This is a genomic window from Micromonospora arida (assembly GCF_003857035.1).
Classification (GTDB): Bacteria; Actinomycetota; Actinomycetes; order Mycobacteriales; family Micromonosporaceae; genus Micromonospora; species Micromonospora arida.
In genome coordinates this window covers 20,732-37,358 of the sequence record NZ_QGSY01000245.1, presented here as the reverse complement: position 1 = coordinate 37,358, position 16,627 = coordinate 20,732, and the positions used below count along the sequence as shown (strand labels likewise).

The following is a 16,627-nucleotide window of genomic DNA, read 5'->3' as shown; positions in this document are numbered from 1 at the left end:
CGGTGCGGGCGGTGAGGGTTCTGGCGGCGATGTCGGGTGGGGTTGACTCGGCCGTGGCGGCGGCGCGGGCGGTGGCCGCCGGGCACGATGTGACCGGCGTGCACCTGGCGCTCGCCCGCAACCCACAGACCTATCGGACCGGGGCGCGCGGCTGCTGCACCCTGGAGGACTCCCGGGACGCCCGGCGGGCGGCCGACGTGATCGGCATCCCGTTCTACGTGTGGGACATGGCCGACCGCTTCCACGAGGACGTGGTCGACGACTTCGTCGCCGAGTACGCCGCCGGTCGTACGCCGAACCCCTGCCTGCGCTGCAACGAGAAGATCAAGTTCGCGGCGGTGCTGGACCGGGCGGTGGCCCTGGGCTTCGACGCGGTGGTGACCGGGCACCACGCCCGCCTCGGCGCGGACGGGCTGCTGCGGCGCAGTGTCGACCTGGCCAAGGACCAGTCGTACGTGCTCGCCGTGCTCACCCGCGAGCAGCTCGACCGGTCGATCTTCCCGCTCGGTGACTCGACCAAGGCGCAGGTCCGCGCCGAGGCCGCCGAGCGTGGCCTGGCCGTGGCCGACAAGCCGGACTCACACGACATCTGCTTCATCGCCGACGGGGACACCCGCGGCTTCCTGGCCGGTCGGCTCGGTGAGGCGCCCGGCGACGTGGTGGACGCGTCCACCGGCGCGGTCGTCGGCAGTCACAGCGGTGCGTACGCGTACACGGTGGGGCAACGTCGCGGGCTGCACCTGGACCGGCCCGCCCCCGACGGTCGGCCACGCTACGTGCTCTCCATCACGCCGAAGACCAACACGGTGACGGTCGGCCCGGCCGAGGCCCTGGACGTGTCCGACGTGCACGCCGTACGTCCGGTCTGGACCGGCGGCGCCCGTCCGGACGCCCCGGTCGAGTGCGAGGTGCAGTTGCGCGCGCACGGCGAGGTGGTGCCGGCGACCGTCGCCCTCGACGGTGACCGGCTGCACGCCGAGCTGCGCCGACCGGTACGCGGCGTCGCCGCCGGTCAGGCCGTGGTGGCGTATCGACCGGACCCGGCCGGCGACGTGGTCCTCGGCTCCGCGACCATCACCGGCTGACCGCACACCCCGGGTGTTCGCGGGATAGCCTTCGCCCGTGACAGATCAGGCGTGGCCCTGGCCGGCCGGCGCGGCAACCGGAATCGGCTCGCTGCCCGGCACCGACATCGGCGAGGCTCAGCGGGTGGTCCTCGGTGAGCTTCCCGAGCTGCCGCACCTGCCCGAGTTGCCGGCCCGTGGCCCCGGAGCGGACATGATCGGCCGGTCCGCCGGGCTGCTCGTCGAGCTGCCGGTCGAGGTGTACGCGGGGCGGTGGCGGGTCGCCCCACGCCCGGGCCGCGACCTGCGCCGGGCCCGTGACCTGATGGAACGCGACCTGGACCAGCTCGCCGAGCAGGCCGAGGGGTACGCCGGGCCGATCAAGGTGCAGGCCGCCGGCCCGCTCACGCTGGCCGCCTCCCTGGAGTTGCCGATCGGTGGCCGACTGCTGCGCGATCCCGGCGCGGTCCGCGACCTGACCGGCTCCCTCGCCGAAGGGCTGCGCGCGCACGTCGCGGCGGTCGCCCGCAGGCTGCCCCAGGCATCGGTGCTGCTGCAACTGGACGAGCCGTCACTGCCGACCGTGCTGGCCGGGCGGGTGCCGACCGAGAGCGGTCTGGGCGCGTACCGGGCGGTCGAGTCGGTGGACGCCGCCGCCCTGCTGCGCGTGGTCGTCGAGGCGGTCGGCGTGCCGACGCTGGTGCACTGCTGCGCCCCGGACGTACCGCTGGAGCTGATCCGCTCCGCCGGCGCCGTCGCGGTCGCCCTCGACCTGGACCTGGTCACCAAACTCGACCCGCTGGGCGAGGCGATCGACGCCGGCCTCGGGTTGCTGGCCGGGGCCGCGCCGACCCGGCCGCCGTCGGCCGGTGGGGCGCCGACCTCCGCGCAGATCGCCGACCGGGTACGCCAGGTCTGGGACCGCCTCGGCTTCCCTCGTCGCCAACTCGCCGAGCAGGTGGTGGTCACCCCGGCCTGCGGCCTCGCCGGCGCCACTCCGGAGTACGCGCGGGCAGTGCTCGCCGCGTGCCGCGACGCCGGTCGGCGCCTCGCCGAGGCCTGAGGTTTCCTGTCGTACCCGGTGGGCAGGATGACGGTCATGATTGGACAGCTGCGTTCAGTGGTGATCGACTGCCCGGACCCGCGGGCGTTGGCGGCGTTCTACGCCGAACTGCTCGGCGTTCCGTTCGCCGAGGGCGACTCCGATGACGACTGGGTGGTGCTGGGCGGCCCACCCGGTCACCAGCCGCGCCTCGCCTTCCAACAGGCGCTCAACCTGCGCCCACCGGCCTGGCCGGATCCCGAGCGCCCACAGCAGTTCCACCTCGACGTGACGGTGGACGACATCGAGGCCGCCGAGAAGGCGGCGCTCGCGCTGGGTGCGCGGCGGCTGCCAGGTGAGGGCGAGGGCTTCCGGGTCTATGCCGATCCGGCCGGCCACCCGTTCTGCCTCTGCTGGGACTGAGCCGTGGGTTGCGGCGGCGGGGCATCATTGCCGCCGTGATCCACACCTCTGCGCTTCGCGCCTCCGGTTCGCTCTTCGGCCTCGCCTACGGTGACGCGCTGGGCAAGCCGACCGAGTTCCTGACCGTCGCCGAGATCGAGCGCCGGTACGGCCCGACCGGTCCGCGTGAGCTGTCCGGCGAGCCGGCACTGGTCACCGACGACACCCAGATGGCGCTGGCGGTGGGTTGGGCGCTGCACGAGGCGCCGTCGTTCACGCCTGAGGCGGTGGAGCCACTGCTGCGGCAACGCTTCCTGGCCTGGGCGGTCAGCCCGGACAACAACCGTGCGCCGGGCATGACCTGCCTGCGCGCCTGCGCCGAGCTGAGCCGTGGGGTGCGCTGGCAGGAGGCGACGGTGGTCGGCTCGAAGGGCTGCGGGGCCAACATGCGGGTCACCCCGGTCGGGTTGCTCGACGTGGACCTCGACACGCTCGCCGGGTTGGCCCAGTTGCAGGCCGGGATGACCCACGGCCACCCGACCGGGTTGGCCGCCAGCGAACTCACCGCGTATGCGGTCTTCGCGCTGCGCACGGGCGCCTCGCTGCCCGACCTTCCCGCGCTGCTCACCGAGCGGGCACTGTCCCAGCGCCTGGTCTACCGGGAGCGGTGGCTGGGCGACCTCTGGCAGCGCCCGGGGGTCGGCACACCGGAGGAGTTCATCGCGCGGGGCTGGGACGAGTGCCTGGCGGTGCTGGGCCGACTGACAGACACCCTGGCGCAGCCGGACGACGGTGGCGACCCGTGCCAGGCCACCGGGGAGGGCTGGGTGGCCGAGGAGGCGCTGGCCACCGCGCTGCTCTGCGCCGTACGGCACGCCGACGACCCGGTCGCGGCGCTGGCCCGGGGCGCGACCACCGCCGGCGACTCTGACTCGATCGCCGCCCTGGCCGGCGCGTTCGTGGGCGCGGCCGTCGGCATGACCGCCTGGCCGCACGAATGGGTCAACCGCATCGAGTACGCGGACCAACTGGCCACGCTCGGCACGGCCTGGGACTGATCCGGGCGCGGCCGGCCCGACCGGCGCGGTCGGGCAGCCATGATCAACTCGGGTTTCTGTAAATCGGGGCATCCGGGAGCTCGGGACACCGCGACTTTCAGGAACCCTAGTTGATCATGAACGGCGCCCGGTCGCGAGGATGGGGAGGGGTGGTCGGCGGCCGGCCACGACGGTGGTCAGGAGGTGGGGAGGTGGCGCAGGCTGCGCACTTTTCGCCACAGGTCGGCGTCGCAACGGCCGGCGTGGTCGGCGAAGGCGGCCGAGCTGAGTCGGATCGGCTCGGTGAGGCTGAGGTAGCTGTCGTGCTCCGCGCCCGGGTCCCAGTCCCGGGTGGGAATCCGCACGTGGTCGTCCCGGTCGCTCTTGTCCTGGCTGGTGATCTTCAGGACGTCTGCGCCCCGGGAGTCGGCGCGCAGCACCAGGCACGGGCGCACCTTCGACCCGCTGCCGTCGGCGTACGGCACGTCGGCCCACCAGATCTCACCCGGCGCAGGGGCGTCGCCGTGCCGGTCGGTGTCGCGCGAGCGGGGTTTGGTGGACGGCCGTTCGGCGCCACGGGGCCGCGGTGGGGTGGAACGGCGGCCACCGGTGCCGCCCCAACCCGGCCGGGTGCCCGGACGCCGGTTGGCCACCCGGTGCCGCCAACTGTTCCACGCCCAGCCGGCGGTGACGGCCAGCAGGATCGCCACCGCCCAGAGCAGTGCCTCGCGCATCCGTACCTCCGCGTCCCGGCGACCCGCCGGTCGCACCGTCCGGCGATCCTTGCACGCCGCCGCCCGTGCCGCCCGCCAACCACACCGCGGCCCGCCCCACCGCCGCGCTGCACGCGCACCTCGCCGACGCGATGCCGGCTGTCACCTGATGGTCGGTAGCTGGGTCGTCCCGTCGACGGCTACCGGGCCTCACGTGATCACCGGATGCGGCTGAGGGCGGGGTCGCTTCGGGCGCGGGTGGGCGGCGGATTGTCCCACCGGCCCGATACGGTGCCGGAGTAGCGTGATCAGGGAGGTCGCAGGCGTGTCCGAAGGTGGCGGTGTGTCCGAGGAACAGATCGGTCAGCAGGTCAGCCCGGCGCAGGAGGCGGCGGCCGGGGCTGAGCCGACGCCGCAGGCCCGGGAACGGCATGCCGCGCTCAGTCAGGAGTTGACCGAACACCAGTACCGCTACTACGTGCTGGACGCGCCGACCATCCCCGACGCCGATTTCGACAGGCAGTTGCGCGAGCTGGAGGCACTGGAGGAGGAGTTTCCGGCGCTGCGGACGCCCGACTCGCCGACACAACGGGTGGGTGGCACGTTCTCCACCGACTTCACCCCGGTCACCCATGCCGAACGGATGCTCTCGCTCGACAACGCCTTCGCCGACGAGGAGCTGGCGGCCTGGGCCGAGCGGGTCGAACGGGACGCGGGCGGCCCGGTGCCCTACCTGTGCGAGCTGAAGGTCGACGGGCTGGCGATCAACCTGACCTACGAGAACGGCCGGCTGGTCCGGGCCGCCACCCGCGGCGACGGGCGCACCGGTGAGGACGTCACGGCAAACGTGCGCAGCATTCGGGACGTGCCCGGCCAGCTCGTCCCGTCCGCCGAATTCCCGGACGTTCCCGAGCTGGTGGAGGTCCGGGGCGAGATCTACTTCCCGATCGCCGCGTTCGCCGATCTCAACGCGGGTCTGGTGGAGCAGGGCAAGGCACCCTTCGCCAACCCCCGCAACGCCGCCGCCGGCAGCCTTCGACAGAAGGATCCACGGGTCACCGCCACCCGGCCGCTGCGTCTGGTGGTGCACGGCATCGGCGCCCGCCGTGGGTTCCAGCCCACGGCGCAGTCCGAGTCGTACGCGGCACTCAAGTCGTGGGGGCTGCCGACCAGCGACCGGTGGCGGGTCGTCCCGGACCTGGCCGGCGTGGCGGAGTTCATCGCCTACTACGCCGAGCACCGGCACGACGTCGAGCACGAGATCGACGGCGTGGTGGTCAAGGTCGACCCGGTCTCCATCCAGGGCCGGCTCGGGTCCACCAGTCGTGCCCCGCGGTGGGCGATCGCCTTCAAGTACCCGCCGGAGGAGGTCACCACCAAGCTGCTCGACATCGACGTGAATGTGGGGCGCACCGGCCGGGTCACCCCGTTCGCCGTGCTCGAGCCGGTGCGCGTGGCCGGTTCCACTGTCGCGCTCGCCACCCTGCACAACGCCCGCGAGGTGGAGCGCAAGGGGGTGCTGATCGGCGACACGGTGGTGCTGCGCAAGGCCGGCGACGTGATCCCCGAGGTGCTCGGCCCGGTGGTCGACCTGCGGCCCGCCGACGCCCGGCCGTTCGTCATGCCGACCAGTTGCCCGGCCTGCGGCACCCCGCTCGCACCGTCAAAGGAGGGCGACGTGGACATCCGTTGCCCCAACACCCGCAGCTGCCCGGCGCAGTTGCGGGAGCGGGTGTTCCACCTCGCCGGGCGGGGTGGGTTCGACATCGAGGTGCTCGGCTACAAGGGCGCCGCCGCCCTGCTCGACGCGGAGATCATCAGCGACGAGGGCGACCTCTTCCAGCTCGACGCCGAGCAGCTGTCCCGGTCGCCGTTCTTCGTCAACAAGGACGGCAGCCTGGGCAGCAACGCCACCAAGTTGCTGGATAATCTCGCGGTCGCCCGGGAACGGGACCTGTGGCGGGTGCTGGTGGCGCTCTCCATCCGGCACGTCGGCCCGACCGCGGCCCAGGCGCTCGCCCGGCACTTCCGCTCGATGGACGCCATCGACGCGGCCACCGAGGAGGAGCTGTCCTCCGTCGACGGGGTCGGGCCGACCATCGCGGCCAGCATCCGGGAGTGGTTCGCTGTGGACTGGCACCGCGAGGTGGTCCGCAAGTGGGCCGAGGCCGGCGTACGGATGGCCGAGGAGGCGGTCGACGAGGGGCCGCGCCCGTTGGAGGGGTTGACCGTGGTGGTGACCGGCACCCTCGCCGGTTATTCGCGTGACCAGGCCGCCGAGGCCGTGCAGAGCCGGGGCGGCAAGGTCAGCGGGTCGGTCTCCAAGAAGACGAGCTTCGTGGTGGTGGGGGACAACCCCGGGTCGAAGGCCGACAAGGCCGCCAGTCTCAAGGTGCCGGTGCTCGACGAGGACGGGTTCCGGCTCCTGCTGGACGCGGGCCCGGACGCCGCCCGGGAGGTCGCTCAGCTGGGCGGCTGACCCCGCCGGCGGCCGGGCACGGCGACTGGCCGCGTATACCAACTTAATTACGACTACGACCGATTCGTGACTGTCATACCGGGAAACTGGGGGCCGAGGGCGTTTCATTGGGTCACGGCGGGCGCACCGGCACGCCGATGGTCGGTCGGGAGGTGTGGTGGAGGTCGCCGACCCACGCAACTCGCTTCCTGCGGGACGGGTCGCATCGTTCGCCGCCTTCGTCGCCGGCATCCTGGCGGTCGCCGCGCTGACCGCTGCCGTTCCACTCGCGACGCTCCCCGGCGAGTTGTCCGAGTTGCCGGTGGCGTTCTGGACGATGGCCGCGCTCGCCGTGATCTGCGACGCGCGCCCGTTCGTGCCACCGGGGCGCCGGCAGACGTCGGCGGTGTTCCCGTCCACCTGCTTCACCTTCGCGATCCTGCTCGGCTGGGGTCTCGGCCCGGCGGTCGTGGTGCAGGCGGTGGGCGTCGTCGTCTCGGGTTGGCGGATGCGGCACGCCGCGTGGCGCACGGCGTTCAACGTCGGCCAGTACGCGTGCGCCCTCGCCGCCGCCTACGGGGTGATCCAGCTCGGCTCGGGCACCATCTTCTCCGGTGGGCGGTTGCACTGGACCGACGTGGCCGCCGTCGGCGGTGCCGCGCTGGCCTGGTTCGTCGTCAACTACGGGCTGGTCAGCTGGGCGGTGCGCCTGCGGTTCGGGGACCGCTGGTGGCCCACCGTCCGCCAGGGCCTCGGCTTCGAGTTGCTCTCCACCGGCTCACTGCTGCTGCTCGCCCCGGTGCTGGTCGCGGCGGCGCGGGTCAGCGCCGCGCTGATCCCGCTGGTGCTGGTGCCGCTCTTCGCCGTCTACCGGATGGCGCGGTTGACCAACGAACAGCAGCACCTCGCCGCCGCCGACCCGCTGACCGGGCTGCCCAACCGCAAGGCCCTGCTGACCGAGGTGGCCGAGCAGGTGCACCTGCATGCCGAGCGGACCGCCCGTGGTGAACCCGACGGGCAGCTCGCGCTCCTGCTGATCGACCTGGACCGTTTCAAGAACGTCAACGACGCCCTCGGGCACGCCGTGGGCGACCGGTTGCTGGTCGAGGTCAGCGCCCGGCTCACCGACATACAACCCCGACCACAGATGATCGCCAGGCTCGGCGGTGACGAGTTCGCCGTCGTGATGACCGGGCTGAGCGACGTCGGGCAGGCGCGGGAGTTGGCCGAGCGGGTGGTTCAGGCGCTGGCCGAGCCGGTGCCGCTCGACGGGCTGCCGTTGGACGTGGGCGGGTCGATCGGGATCGCCCTCTTCCCGGAACACGGCGAGGACTTCGCCACCCTGATGCGCCACGCCGACGTCGCGATGTACGACGCCAAACACCGCAACGACACGGTGGCCGTGTACGCCCCGGAGTCCGACCACAACTCCGCCGAGCGACTCGGCCTCCTCGCCGACCTGCGCCGCGTACTGGAGACCAGCCCTTCGGCTGAGGGGCCGTTCGACGCCGACGCCGAGTCGGCGGTTCAGGGGCAGGGCGAGGGTGCGCAGCTGGACGGGAACGGCCGGCACGGCGTGCCGAGCGACGCCGAGCGGACTGCCGACGTACCCCTTGTCGCGTCGGCGGAGGTTCGCGGCGGTGACGGGGCGGCGCTGCCCACCGGCGCCCCGGCCGAGGGCGCGCTGCCCACCGCGGCGTCGGACCGGTCCGCGCCAGCGGCGGACCCGGCGTCGGCGGTCGACACAGCACGGCCGGGAGTTGCCCGGTGGTGGGCACGCCGTCGGCGCAGCGACGCCGAGCTGGTGCACTCCGATGAGCTGATCAACCGGATCGCCACCGGAGCCGACCCGATCCGGGGCCGCAACGTCCGTGCCACGGTCGCTGGCACCCGTTCCGGCCCGGTCCGGGAGCGGCGCGCCGGGGGCGGGATCGGTCGGCGGTCCCCGAACGGGGGCGCGGTGGGCAAGGGGCGCAACGGGGCTCGGCGGGACGTCGGGCCGGGTACGCCTGGGCAGCCACTCGATTCGACCGGGTGGGCACACGCGGACGATGAGCCGGCCGACGACGCCGGGGAAATCACCATGTACTACCAGCCGCAGATCGCCATCGCGACCGGCGAGGTGGTCGGCGTCGAGGCCCTGCTGCGGTGGCGGCACCCCCGGCGGGGCATGGTCGATCCGGAGGAACTCATCCGGGTCGCCGAGCAGAGCGCCGTGATGCGACTGCTCACCCGTCGCGTCGTCGACGACGTGGTGGAGCAGCTCGCCAAGTGGTCGGCGGCCGGCATCGGCCTGCGCGCGGCGCTCAACGTGAGCGTTCGCGATCTGCACACCGGCGAGATCGCCGACCAGATCGCCGACCGGCTGGCCCGCTATGGGGTTCCGGCCGAGCGGCTTCAGGTGGAGATCACCGAGGGCGCGTTGATGGCCGATCCGCGCCGGGTGCTGGCCACCATCTCCCGCCTGCACCGGATCGGGGTGGCCATCGCGCTGGACGACTTCGGTACCGGCTACTCCTCGCTTCAGCACCTGCGCCGCCTGCCGCTGTCCGAGGTGAAGGTGGACCGGTCGTTCGTCCTCGGCATGGCCGAAGACGCCGACGACGCGGCGATCGTCCGGTCGATGATCGAGCTGGCCGGCGCGCTGGGGCTGCGGGTGGTGGCCGAGGGTGTCGAGGACGAACGGACCTGGCGGATGCTGCACGCCGCCGGCTGCGACGCCGCTCAGGGCTGGTTCTACGCCCGGCCGATGCCGGCCGAGGAGTTGGTCACCTGGCTGGCCCGGTACCGGCCGGTCCGCCCGACCGGCGGACACCCGCAGCCAGATGTCGCTCGCCGCCCCACCCGCTGACCCGGCACGAGGGTCGCTGGAGGGGGAGTCGGGGACGCGGCACCGGAGCGGAACAATAGACTCGCTGCGGTCACCGCGTGTCACGCTCCACCTGTCGCGCGGCCGGCACACCGCCCGACCAGCAGGAATTCAGAAGGGGGCACGGATGGCCGCCATCTCCCGCGAGGAGGTCGCGCACCTGGCGCGCCTGTCGCGGCTCGCCGTCACCGAGGAGGAGCTGGACACGTTCGCCGGCCAGCTCGACGTGATCCTCCAGGCGGTCGCCCAGGTCGGCGAGGTCGCCGCCGCGGACATCCCGCCGACCTCGCACTCGGTGCCGCTGACCAACATCTTCCGCGAGGACGTCGTCACGCCGTGCCTGACCCCGGAGGAAGCGCTGTCGGGCGCGCCCGACGCCGAGGACCAGCGGTTCCGCGTACCGCGGATCCTGACCGAGGATGTGGCCTCATGAGCGAGCGGCAGCGAGCGAATCAGCAGTGCAGCGCCGTGGTGCCTCATGGCGTCACGGAGCGAAGCGGAGTGACGGCATGAGCGAGCGGCAGCGAGCGAATCAGCAGTGCAGCGCCGTGGTGCCTCATGGCGTCACGGAGCGAAGCGGAGTGACGGCATGAGCGATCTCATCGGTATGACCGCGACGGAGATCGCGGCCCTGGTCGCCGGGGGCGAGACGTCCGCAGTCGAGGTGACCCAGGCGCACCTGGATCGGATCGCCGCGGTTGACGACCGGGTGCACGCCTTCCTGCACGTCGACACCGAGGGCGCGCTCGCCGCGGCACGCGCGGTGGACGAGCGCCGGGCCGCCGGCGAGGAGTTGGGCCCGCTCGCGGGTGTGCCGGTCGCGGTCAAGGACGTGCTCGCCACCCGGGGCATTCCGACCACGGTGGGGTCGAAGATCCTGGAGGGTTGGCGCCCGCCGTACGACGCGACGATCGTGCAGCGGCTGCGGGAGGCCGGCACGGTGATGCTCGGCAAGACCAACATGGACGAGTTCGCGATGGGCTCCTCCACCGAATACTCGGCGTACGGCCCGACGCACAACCCGTGGGACCTGAGCCGGATCCCGGGTGGCTCGGGTGGTGGCAGCGCCGCCGCGCTGGCCGCGTACGAGGCGCCGCTGGCGATCGGCTCGGACACCGGCGGCTCGATCCGCCAGCCCGGCGCGGTCACCGGCACCGTGGGCGCGAAGCCCACCTACGGCGGCACCTCCCGTTACGGGCTGGTGGCCTTCTCCTCGTCGCTGGACACCCCGGGCCCGTGTGCCCGGAACGTGCTCGACGCGGCACTGCTGCACCAGGTGATCGGCGGGCACGACCCACGTGACTCCACCTCCATCCCGCAGCCGGTGCCGGACGTGGTGGCGGCGGCGAAGCTCGGCGCTACCGGCGACCTGACCGGTGTGCGGCTGGGCATCGTGAGCGAGTTCGTCGGCGAGGGCGCCGAGCCGGGCGTGATGGCCGCGTTCCGTGAGTCGGTGGACGCGCTGACCAAGATGGGTGCCGAGGTCGTCGAGGTGTCCTGCCCGACGTTCGCGTACGCCCTGCCGGCGTACTACCTGATCGCCCCGAGTGAGTGCTCCTCCAACCTGGCCCGGTTCGACGGTGTCCGGTTCGGCCTGCGGGTCGGCGACGACGGCAACCGGTCGCTGGAGGAGGTCATGTCGCTGACCCGGGAGGCCGGCTTCGGCCCGGAGGTCAAGCGGCGCATCATGATCGGCACGTACGCGCTGTCGTCGGGTTACTACGACGCGTACTACGGGCAGGCGCAGAAGGTCCGGACGCTCATCACCCGGGACTTCACCGCCGCGTTCGAGCGGGTCGACGCGCTGATCTCGCCGACCACCCCGTCGGTGGCGTTCCCGATGGGTGCGCGGACCGCCGACCCGTACCAGATGTACCTGGCCGACCTGTACACGATTCCGACGAACCTGTACGGCGGGCCGGGCATCTCGGTGCCCTGTGGGCTCTCCGAGGGGCTGCCGGTCGGTTTGCAGGTGATGGCCCCGACGATGGCCGACGACCGGATGTACCGGGTCGCCGCCGCGTTGGAGTCGGCGATCGGCACGTTCACCCCGCCGGCGCTGTAGATCGGACGTCACCGCATCGGCGCCGGGGAGATGTTCCCCGGCGCCGATCGCGCATCTGCACGGGTTGGGCGTCGATCAGGGCTGACTCGGCGGCCCGGCGAGGTAGCGGCGTGCCTCCCGCAGACCACGCCAGCGCCACCAGGCGGCACCTCCCCAGAGCAGGATCAGCAGCGCGGCCAGCAGGCGGCCGAACGGGCGGCCCGGGCTCACCAGGGGCCCTACCTGGGTGAGGAGACCTACCGCGAACAGGAGCAGCAGCCAGCGTTGACTGACCCGGGTGCGAGCCTCCTTGCGTGCCAGCGCGTCCAGGTGAGGGTCGTCGGTGGACCCGTCGCGTAGCGCCTGCACGATCCGCCGCCTGGTCGTCGGGTCGGCGCCGGCCGTCCGGGGCATCCGCCTGAGCAGCCGGCGGCCGAAGGTAAGGGCGACGACCGCGCCGACCAGCGGCGGGATGAGCATCAGCCCGAACGTCGCGAGGAGGTCGGGCGGCCTGGTGTCGCCGTTCGTCATCGCGGCGGTGGCCATCACGGCCGTGCCGACCACGACGAGCGCGGCGACGGCGTAGGTGCTGCGGTCCCGCCTCTGCGTCACCTGCTCATCGGGCGCCCGTCCCTCGACGGTCACCGCTGCCCCCGCTTTGCACGTCGTCGGTTGAGCAGGTGCACCATGGCGTACGCGATGGCCACCGCCACCACCCCGGGCAGCACCACGCCGAGCACCAACGCGGCGGCCGAGTCCGGGTTCCGGTCCTCTCCGGCGGCGAACCAGCTCACCAGGGTGACCACGACGGCCACCACCCATACCGCGACCACGGCGAGGATCACCGGTCGGGCCCGCACTTCTGACGCTCTCCCCGTATTCGTCATGGTCGCTCCGTACCCCGCCGCCGACGACGCCACGCACCCCTGACGAAACCCGGCCGAGGATTGATCGGGCAACCCCATTAGGCTGGACAGGTTCTGTCCGGATCGCGCCTGGAGCGTCTCATGACCACGACACTGCCCGCGTACGACGAGGTCGTTGCGCGCTTCGAACCGGTGATCGGCCTGGAGACCCACGTCGAGCTGGGCACGAACACCAAGATGTGGTGCGGTTGCCCGACCGACTTCGGCGGCGAGCCGAACACCCGGGTCTGCCCGGTGTGCCTGGGCCTGCCCGGCTCGCTGCCGGTGGCCAACAAGGCGGCCATCGAGGCGATCATCCGGATCGGCCTGGCGTTGAACTGCTCGATCGCCGAGTGGTGCCGGTTCGCCCGGAAGAACTACTTCTACCCGGACATGCCGAAGAACTTCCAGATCAGCCAGTACGACGAGCCGATCTGCGTCGACGGTTACCTGGACGTCGAGGTGGGCGGCGAGACGGTGCGGATCGAGATCGAGCGGGTGCACCTCGAGGAGGACACCGGCAAGACGCTGCACGTCGGCGGCGCCACCGGCCGCATCCACGGCGCGACGGAGTCGCTCGTCGACTACAACCGGGCCGGCATCCCGCTGGTCGAGATCGTCACCAAGCCGATCACGGGCACCGGTGCGCTCGCCCCCGAGGTGGCCAAGGCGTACGTCGCTGAGCTGCGGGACGTGATCCGCACCCTGGGCGTTTCCGACGTGCGGATGGAGGAGGGTTCGCTGCGCTGCGACGTGAACACCTCGCTCAACCTGCCGGGCGCGGAGTGGGGCACCCGTACCGAGACGAAGAACGTCAACTCGCTGCGGTCGGTGGAGCGGGCGGTCCGCTCGGAGATGCTGCGGCAGGCGTCGGTGCTCGACGCGGGCGGCCGGATCACCCAGGAGACGCGCCACTTCCACGAGGACACCGGTGACACCACCCCGGGTCGCTCGAAGGAGACGGCCACCGACTACCGGTACTTCCCCGAGCCGGATCTGGTGCCGATCGCCCCGGACCCGGCCTGGGTCGCCGAGCTGAAGGCCGCCCTGCCGGAGCTGCCCCGGGTGCACCGGCGTCGGCTCCAGGAGCAGTGGGGCCTTTCCGACCTGGACATGCAGTCGGTGTTGAACGCTGGCGCGGTCGAGCTGATCGAGGCCACCGTGGCTGCCGGCACCACCCCGGCGGCGGCCCGCAAGTGGTGGCTGGGTGAGCTGTCCCGCCGGGCCAACGAGAGCGGTGTGGAGCTGGCCGAGATCGGTGCCACCCCCGCCCAGGTCGCCGAGCTTCAGGGTCTGGTCGACGCCGGCAAGCTGAACGACAAGATGGCCCGCACGGTGCTGGAGGGCGTGGTCGACGGTGAGGGCTCGCCCACCGAGATCATGACCAGCCGGGGCCTGGAGGTCGTGTCGGACACCGGCGCGCTCACCGCCGCCGTGGACGAGGCGATCGCCGCGAACCCCGGCATCGCCGACAAGATCCGCAGCGGCAAGGTCGCGGCGGTCGGCGCGCTGGTCGGCGCGGTCATGAAGACCACCCGTGGTCAGGCCGACGCGAAGACCCTGCGTGAGCTGATCCTGCAGCGCCTCGGCGTCGAAGGCTGACCCGAAGCCCCAGCGTCGATCATGAGGTTGACGGCGGTTTGAAGATCGACAACTGCCGTTAACCTCATGATCAACATTTACCGCACCCCTCGCGAGGGCGTCAACGGCGACGCCTGGATGGAGCCACCGTGACCCAGCACGACCTCGATGTCCTCGACGAGATCCAGCGGCGGGTGCTCTGGCTCGCCACCCGGATCGTGGACGCCGCCAACCATGACCGGGCCACCGGCGACGGTGTGAAGGTCGGCGGCCACCAGGCGTCCAGCGCCTCCCTGGTCACGGCGATGACCGCGCTCTGGTTCGCGCACCTGGACGCCGAGGACCGGGTCGCCGTGAAGCCGCACGCGTCCCCGGTGTTCCACGCCATCCAGTACCTGCTCGGCAACCTGGACCGCTCCTACCTGCCCCGGCTGCGGGCCCGTGGCGGCCTCCAGTCGTACCCGTCGCGCACCAAGGACCCGGACTCTGTGGACTTCTCCACCGGTTCGGTCGGCCTGGGCGCGGCGGCGCCGCTCTTCGCCGCCGCCACCCGGCGATACGTCGACGCGCACTTCGGGGCTCGCCCGCACTCCCGCTTCGTGGCGTTGATCGGCGACGCCGAGCTGGACGAGGGCAACATCTGGGAGGCGGTGGCAGACCCGGCGACCACCGGGCTGGGCAACGTCATGTGGCTCGTCGACTTCAACCGCCAGTCGCTGGACCGGGTGGTCCCCGGCATCCGGATCAACCAGTGGCGGGGCCAGTTCGAGGCGGCCGGCTGGCACGTCGTGGAGGTCAAGTACGGCCGCCGGCTCGCCGAGGCGTACGCCCGACCGGGCGGCGAGGCGCTGCGCGACTGGATCGACGCGATGCCCAACGAGCAGTACCAGTCGCTGTTCGGGCTGACCGGGCCGGCGCTGCGCAAGCAGTTCCTGGACGGCGCCCCGACCGGCATCGACAAGCTGATCGCCCACGTCGACGACGAGGAGCTCGGCCCGCTCGTCACCGACCTGGGCGGGCACGACCTTCAGGCGATGCTGGACGCGTACGCCCAGTGCGACGCGGTCACCGACCGGCCCAGCGTCGTCTTCGCGTACACCGTGAAGGGTTGGGGGTTGCCCATCGCCGGCAATCCGCGTAACCATTCCGCGCTGCTCAGCTCGGAGCAGGTCGACACGCTACGCACCGCGCAGGGGTTGACCGCCGAGACCGAGTGGGACCGCCTCGACCCGGCGTCACAGGCCGGGATCCAGGCCGGCGCCCGCCGGGAGGCGCTGTCCCGCGCGCCGCGCGAGCGTGCGCTGGGGGTCACCGTCCCGGAAAGCACTGGAGTACGCGCCAACAAGCCGATCTCCACGCAGGAGGCCTTCGGTCGGGTGCTGGTGGACCTGGCCCGGGACCGGGAGGTGGGCCGCTACCTGGTCACCACCGCCCCGGACGTGGCCACCTCCACCAACCTCGCCGGGTTCATCAACAAGACCGGGGTGTTCGCCCCCACCGAGCAGCGTTCCTGGACCGAGGACCGGATGCTGCGCTGGACGGAGAGCCCCGCTGGGCAGCACATCGAGCTGGGCATCTCGGAGATGAACCTGTTCCTGCTGCTCGGCCAGCTCGGGCTGTCCTGGGACCTGTCCGGGCAGCCGCTGCTGCCGGTGGGCACCGTCTACGACCCGTTCGTGCTGCGCGGCCTCGACGCGTTCCTGTACGGCACCTACTCCGGCTCCCGGTTCGTGGTGGCCGGCACCCCGTCCGGCATCACCCTCGCCCCGGAGGGCGGCGCCCACCAGTCCACGATCACCGCGTCGGTCGGCCTGGAGCTGCCCGGGGTGACCTTCGTCGAGCCGGCGTACGCGGCCACCCTCGACTGGCTGCTCTGCGACGCGCTCGGTCAGATCGCCGGCGGGTCGGTCCCGGCCGCGACCGCCGCACCCGCCGAGGACGGCGCGTACTACTTCCGGTTGAGCACCCGACCGCTGGACCAGGCACCGTTTGAGGCAGCCCGGGCGCGGCTCGGCGACGCGGTGCTGCGCCGGCAGGTCGTCGCCGGGGCGTACCGGCTGGTCGACGCGCACCAGGCGTACCCGCACCTGGTCGACGCCCCGGTGGTGCAGCTGGCCGCCTCCGGCGCGGTGCTGCCCGAGGTGCTGGCCGCCGCGGCGGAGCTGGCCGACGAGGGCATCGCCGCGCACGTGGTGGACGTGACCTCGCTGGACCGGCTCTACCGGGCCTGGCAGCGCACCCTTCGCCAGGGCGTACGGACGGCCACGGTGCCCAGCGTGCCGGGCGCGCTGCGGTCCGCGTTCGCCGATCGGGTGCCGGTGGTGACCGTGCACGACGCCGCATCGCACGCGATGGCCTGGCTCGGTTCGGCGGTCGGCGCACCGGCGGTGCCGCTCGGCGTGGACGAGTTCGGCCAGTCCGGCAGCGTCGCCGAGCTGTACGAACTGCACGACCTGCTGCCCGGCAGCATCGTCAACGCCGCCCTGGCCGCCATCGCCCTCCGCTGACCCGT

The 16,627-nt window shown here is 72.5% G+C and carries 13 protein-coding genes; 10 read left to right on the top strand and 3 right to left on the bottom strand.

The annotated features are described in order from the left end of the window. Positions 1–11 precede the first annotated feature (11 nt). Genes mnmA through DLJ58_RS24775 form a run of 4 tightly spaced genes read left to right on the top strand, consistent with a single transcriptional unit; the run spans position 12 to position 3,566 of the window. A complete protein-coding gene (mnmA, locus tag DLJ58_RS24790) occupies positions 12–1,085 on the top strand; it encodes a tRNA 2-thiouridine(34) synthase MnmA (protein ID WP_181549021.1) in 1,074 nt (357 codons plus the stop codon). A 37-nt stretch (positions 1,086–1,122) separates the two neighbouring features. Continuing rightward, positions 1,123–2,127, top strand: a complete 1,005-nt coding sequence (locus tag DLJ58_RS24785) for a methionine synthase (RefSeq protein ID WP_124859772.1) — start codon at positions 1,123–1,125, stop codon at positions 2,125–2,127. 36 nt (positions 2,128–2,163) lie between these two features. Further along, on the top strand, positions 2,164–2,529 hold the full coding sequence (locus DLJ58_RS24780; RefSeq protein WP_208741311.1) for a VOC family protein: 366 nt from the start codon (positions 2,164–2,166) through the stop codon (positions 2,527–2,529). Positions 2,530–2,555: 26 nt separating this feature from the next. Next, positions 2,556–3,566: an ADP-ribosylglycohydrolase family protein gene (locus tag DLJ58_RS24775; protein WP_425271343.1), complete on the top strand. Its 1,011-nt coding sequence runs from the start codon at positions 2,556–2,558 to the stop codon at positions 3,564–3,566. Positions 3,567–3,742: 176 nt separating this feature from the next. Here the strand turns inward: DLJ58_RS24775 and DLJ58_RS24770 are convergent, their stop codons facing one another. After that, entirely contained in the window at positions 3,743–4,279 is a 537-nt protein-coding gene (locus tag DLJ58_RS24770) for a type II toxin-antitoxin system PemK/MazF family toxin (protein ID WP_124859776.1), read from the bottom strand. A 322-nt stretch (positions 4,280–4,601) separates the two neighbouring features. Between DLJ58_RS24770 and ligA the strand changes: the two genes are divergently transcribed. The 4 genes from ligA to gatA all read left to right on the top strand — a co-directional run bounded on the left by ligA (position 4,602) and on the right by gatA (position 11,650). After that, on the top strand, positions 4,602–6,737 hold the full coding sequence (ligA, locus tag DLJ58_RS24765) for an NAD-dependent DNA ligase LigA (protein ID WP_124859768.1): 2,136 nt from the start codon (positions 4,602–4,604) through the stop codon (positions 6,735–6,737). A 157-nt stretch (positions 6,738–6,894) separates the two neighbouring features. Then, on the top strand, positions 6,895–9,567 hold the full coding sequence (locus DLJ58_RS24760) for a GGDEF domain-containing phosphodiesterase (protein WP_124859766.1): 2,673 nt from the start codon (positions 6,895–6,897) through the stop codon (positions 9,565–9,567). Positions 9,568–9,712: 145 nt separating this feature from the next. Continuing rightward, positions 9,713–10,018, top strand: a complete 306-nt coding sequence (gene gatC / locus DLJ58_RS24755; protein WP_091393256.1) for an Asp-tRNA(Asn)/Glu-tRNA(Gln) amidotransferase subunit GatC — start codon at positions 9,713–9,715, stop codon at positions 10,016–10,018. Positions 10,019–10,174: 156 nt separating this feature from the next. Beyond that, on the top strand, positions 10,175–11,650 hold the full coding sequence (gene gatA, locus DLJ58_RS24750; protein ID WP_124859764.1) for an Asp-tRNA(Asn)/Glu-tRNA(Gln) amidotransferase subunit GatA: 1,476 nt from the start codon (positions 10,175–10,177) through the stop codon (positions 11,648–11,650). Between the two features lie 75 nt (positions 11,651–11,725). On the opposite strand, the gene DLJ58_RS24745 is transcribed toward gatA, so the two are convergent. Then, the gene (locus DLJ58_RS24745; protein ID WP_124859762.1) at positions 11,726–12,241 is read right to left on the bottom strand and encodes a hypothetical protein; all 516 of its coding nucleotides are present in this window, start codon (positions 12,239–12,241) and stop codon (positions 11,726–11,728) included. 29 nt (positions 12,242–12,270) lie between these two features. Then, positions 12,271–12,516: a hypothetical protein gene (locus DLJ58_RS24740; protein ID WP_124859760.1), complete on the bottom strand. Its 246-nt coding sequence runs from the start codon at positions 12,514–12,516 to the stop codon at positions 12,271–12,273. 120 nt (positions 12,517–12,636) lie between these two features. Between DLJ58_RS24740 and gatB the strand changes: the two genes are divergently transcribed. Together gatB and DLJ58_RS24730 are read left to right on the top strand one after the other, a co-directional pair. Beyond that, positions 12,637–14,136, top strand: coding sequence for an Asp-tRNA(Asn)/Glu-tRNA(Gln) amidotransferase subunit GatB (gene gatB / locus DLJ58_RS24735; RefSeq protein WP_124859758.1), 1,500 nt, complete (start codon positions 12,637–12,639; stop codon positions 14,134–14,136). A gap of 128 nt (positions 14,137–14,264) precedes the next feature. Then, positions 14,265–16,622, top strand: coding sequence for a transketolase-like TK C-terminal-containing protein (locus tag DLJ58_RS24730; RefSeq protein ID WP_124859756.1), 2,358 nt, complete (start codon positions 14,265–14,267; stop codon positions 16,620–16,622). The last annotated feature ends 5 nt before the right edge of the window (positions 16,623–16,627 follow it).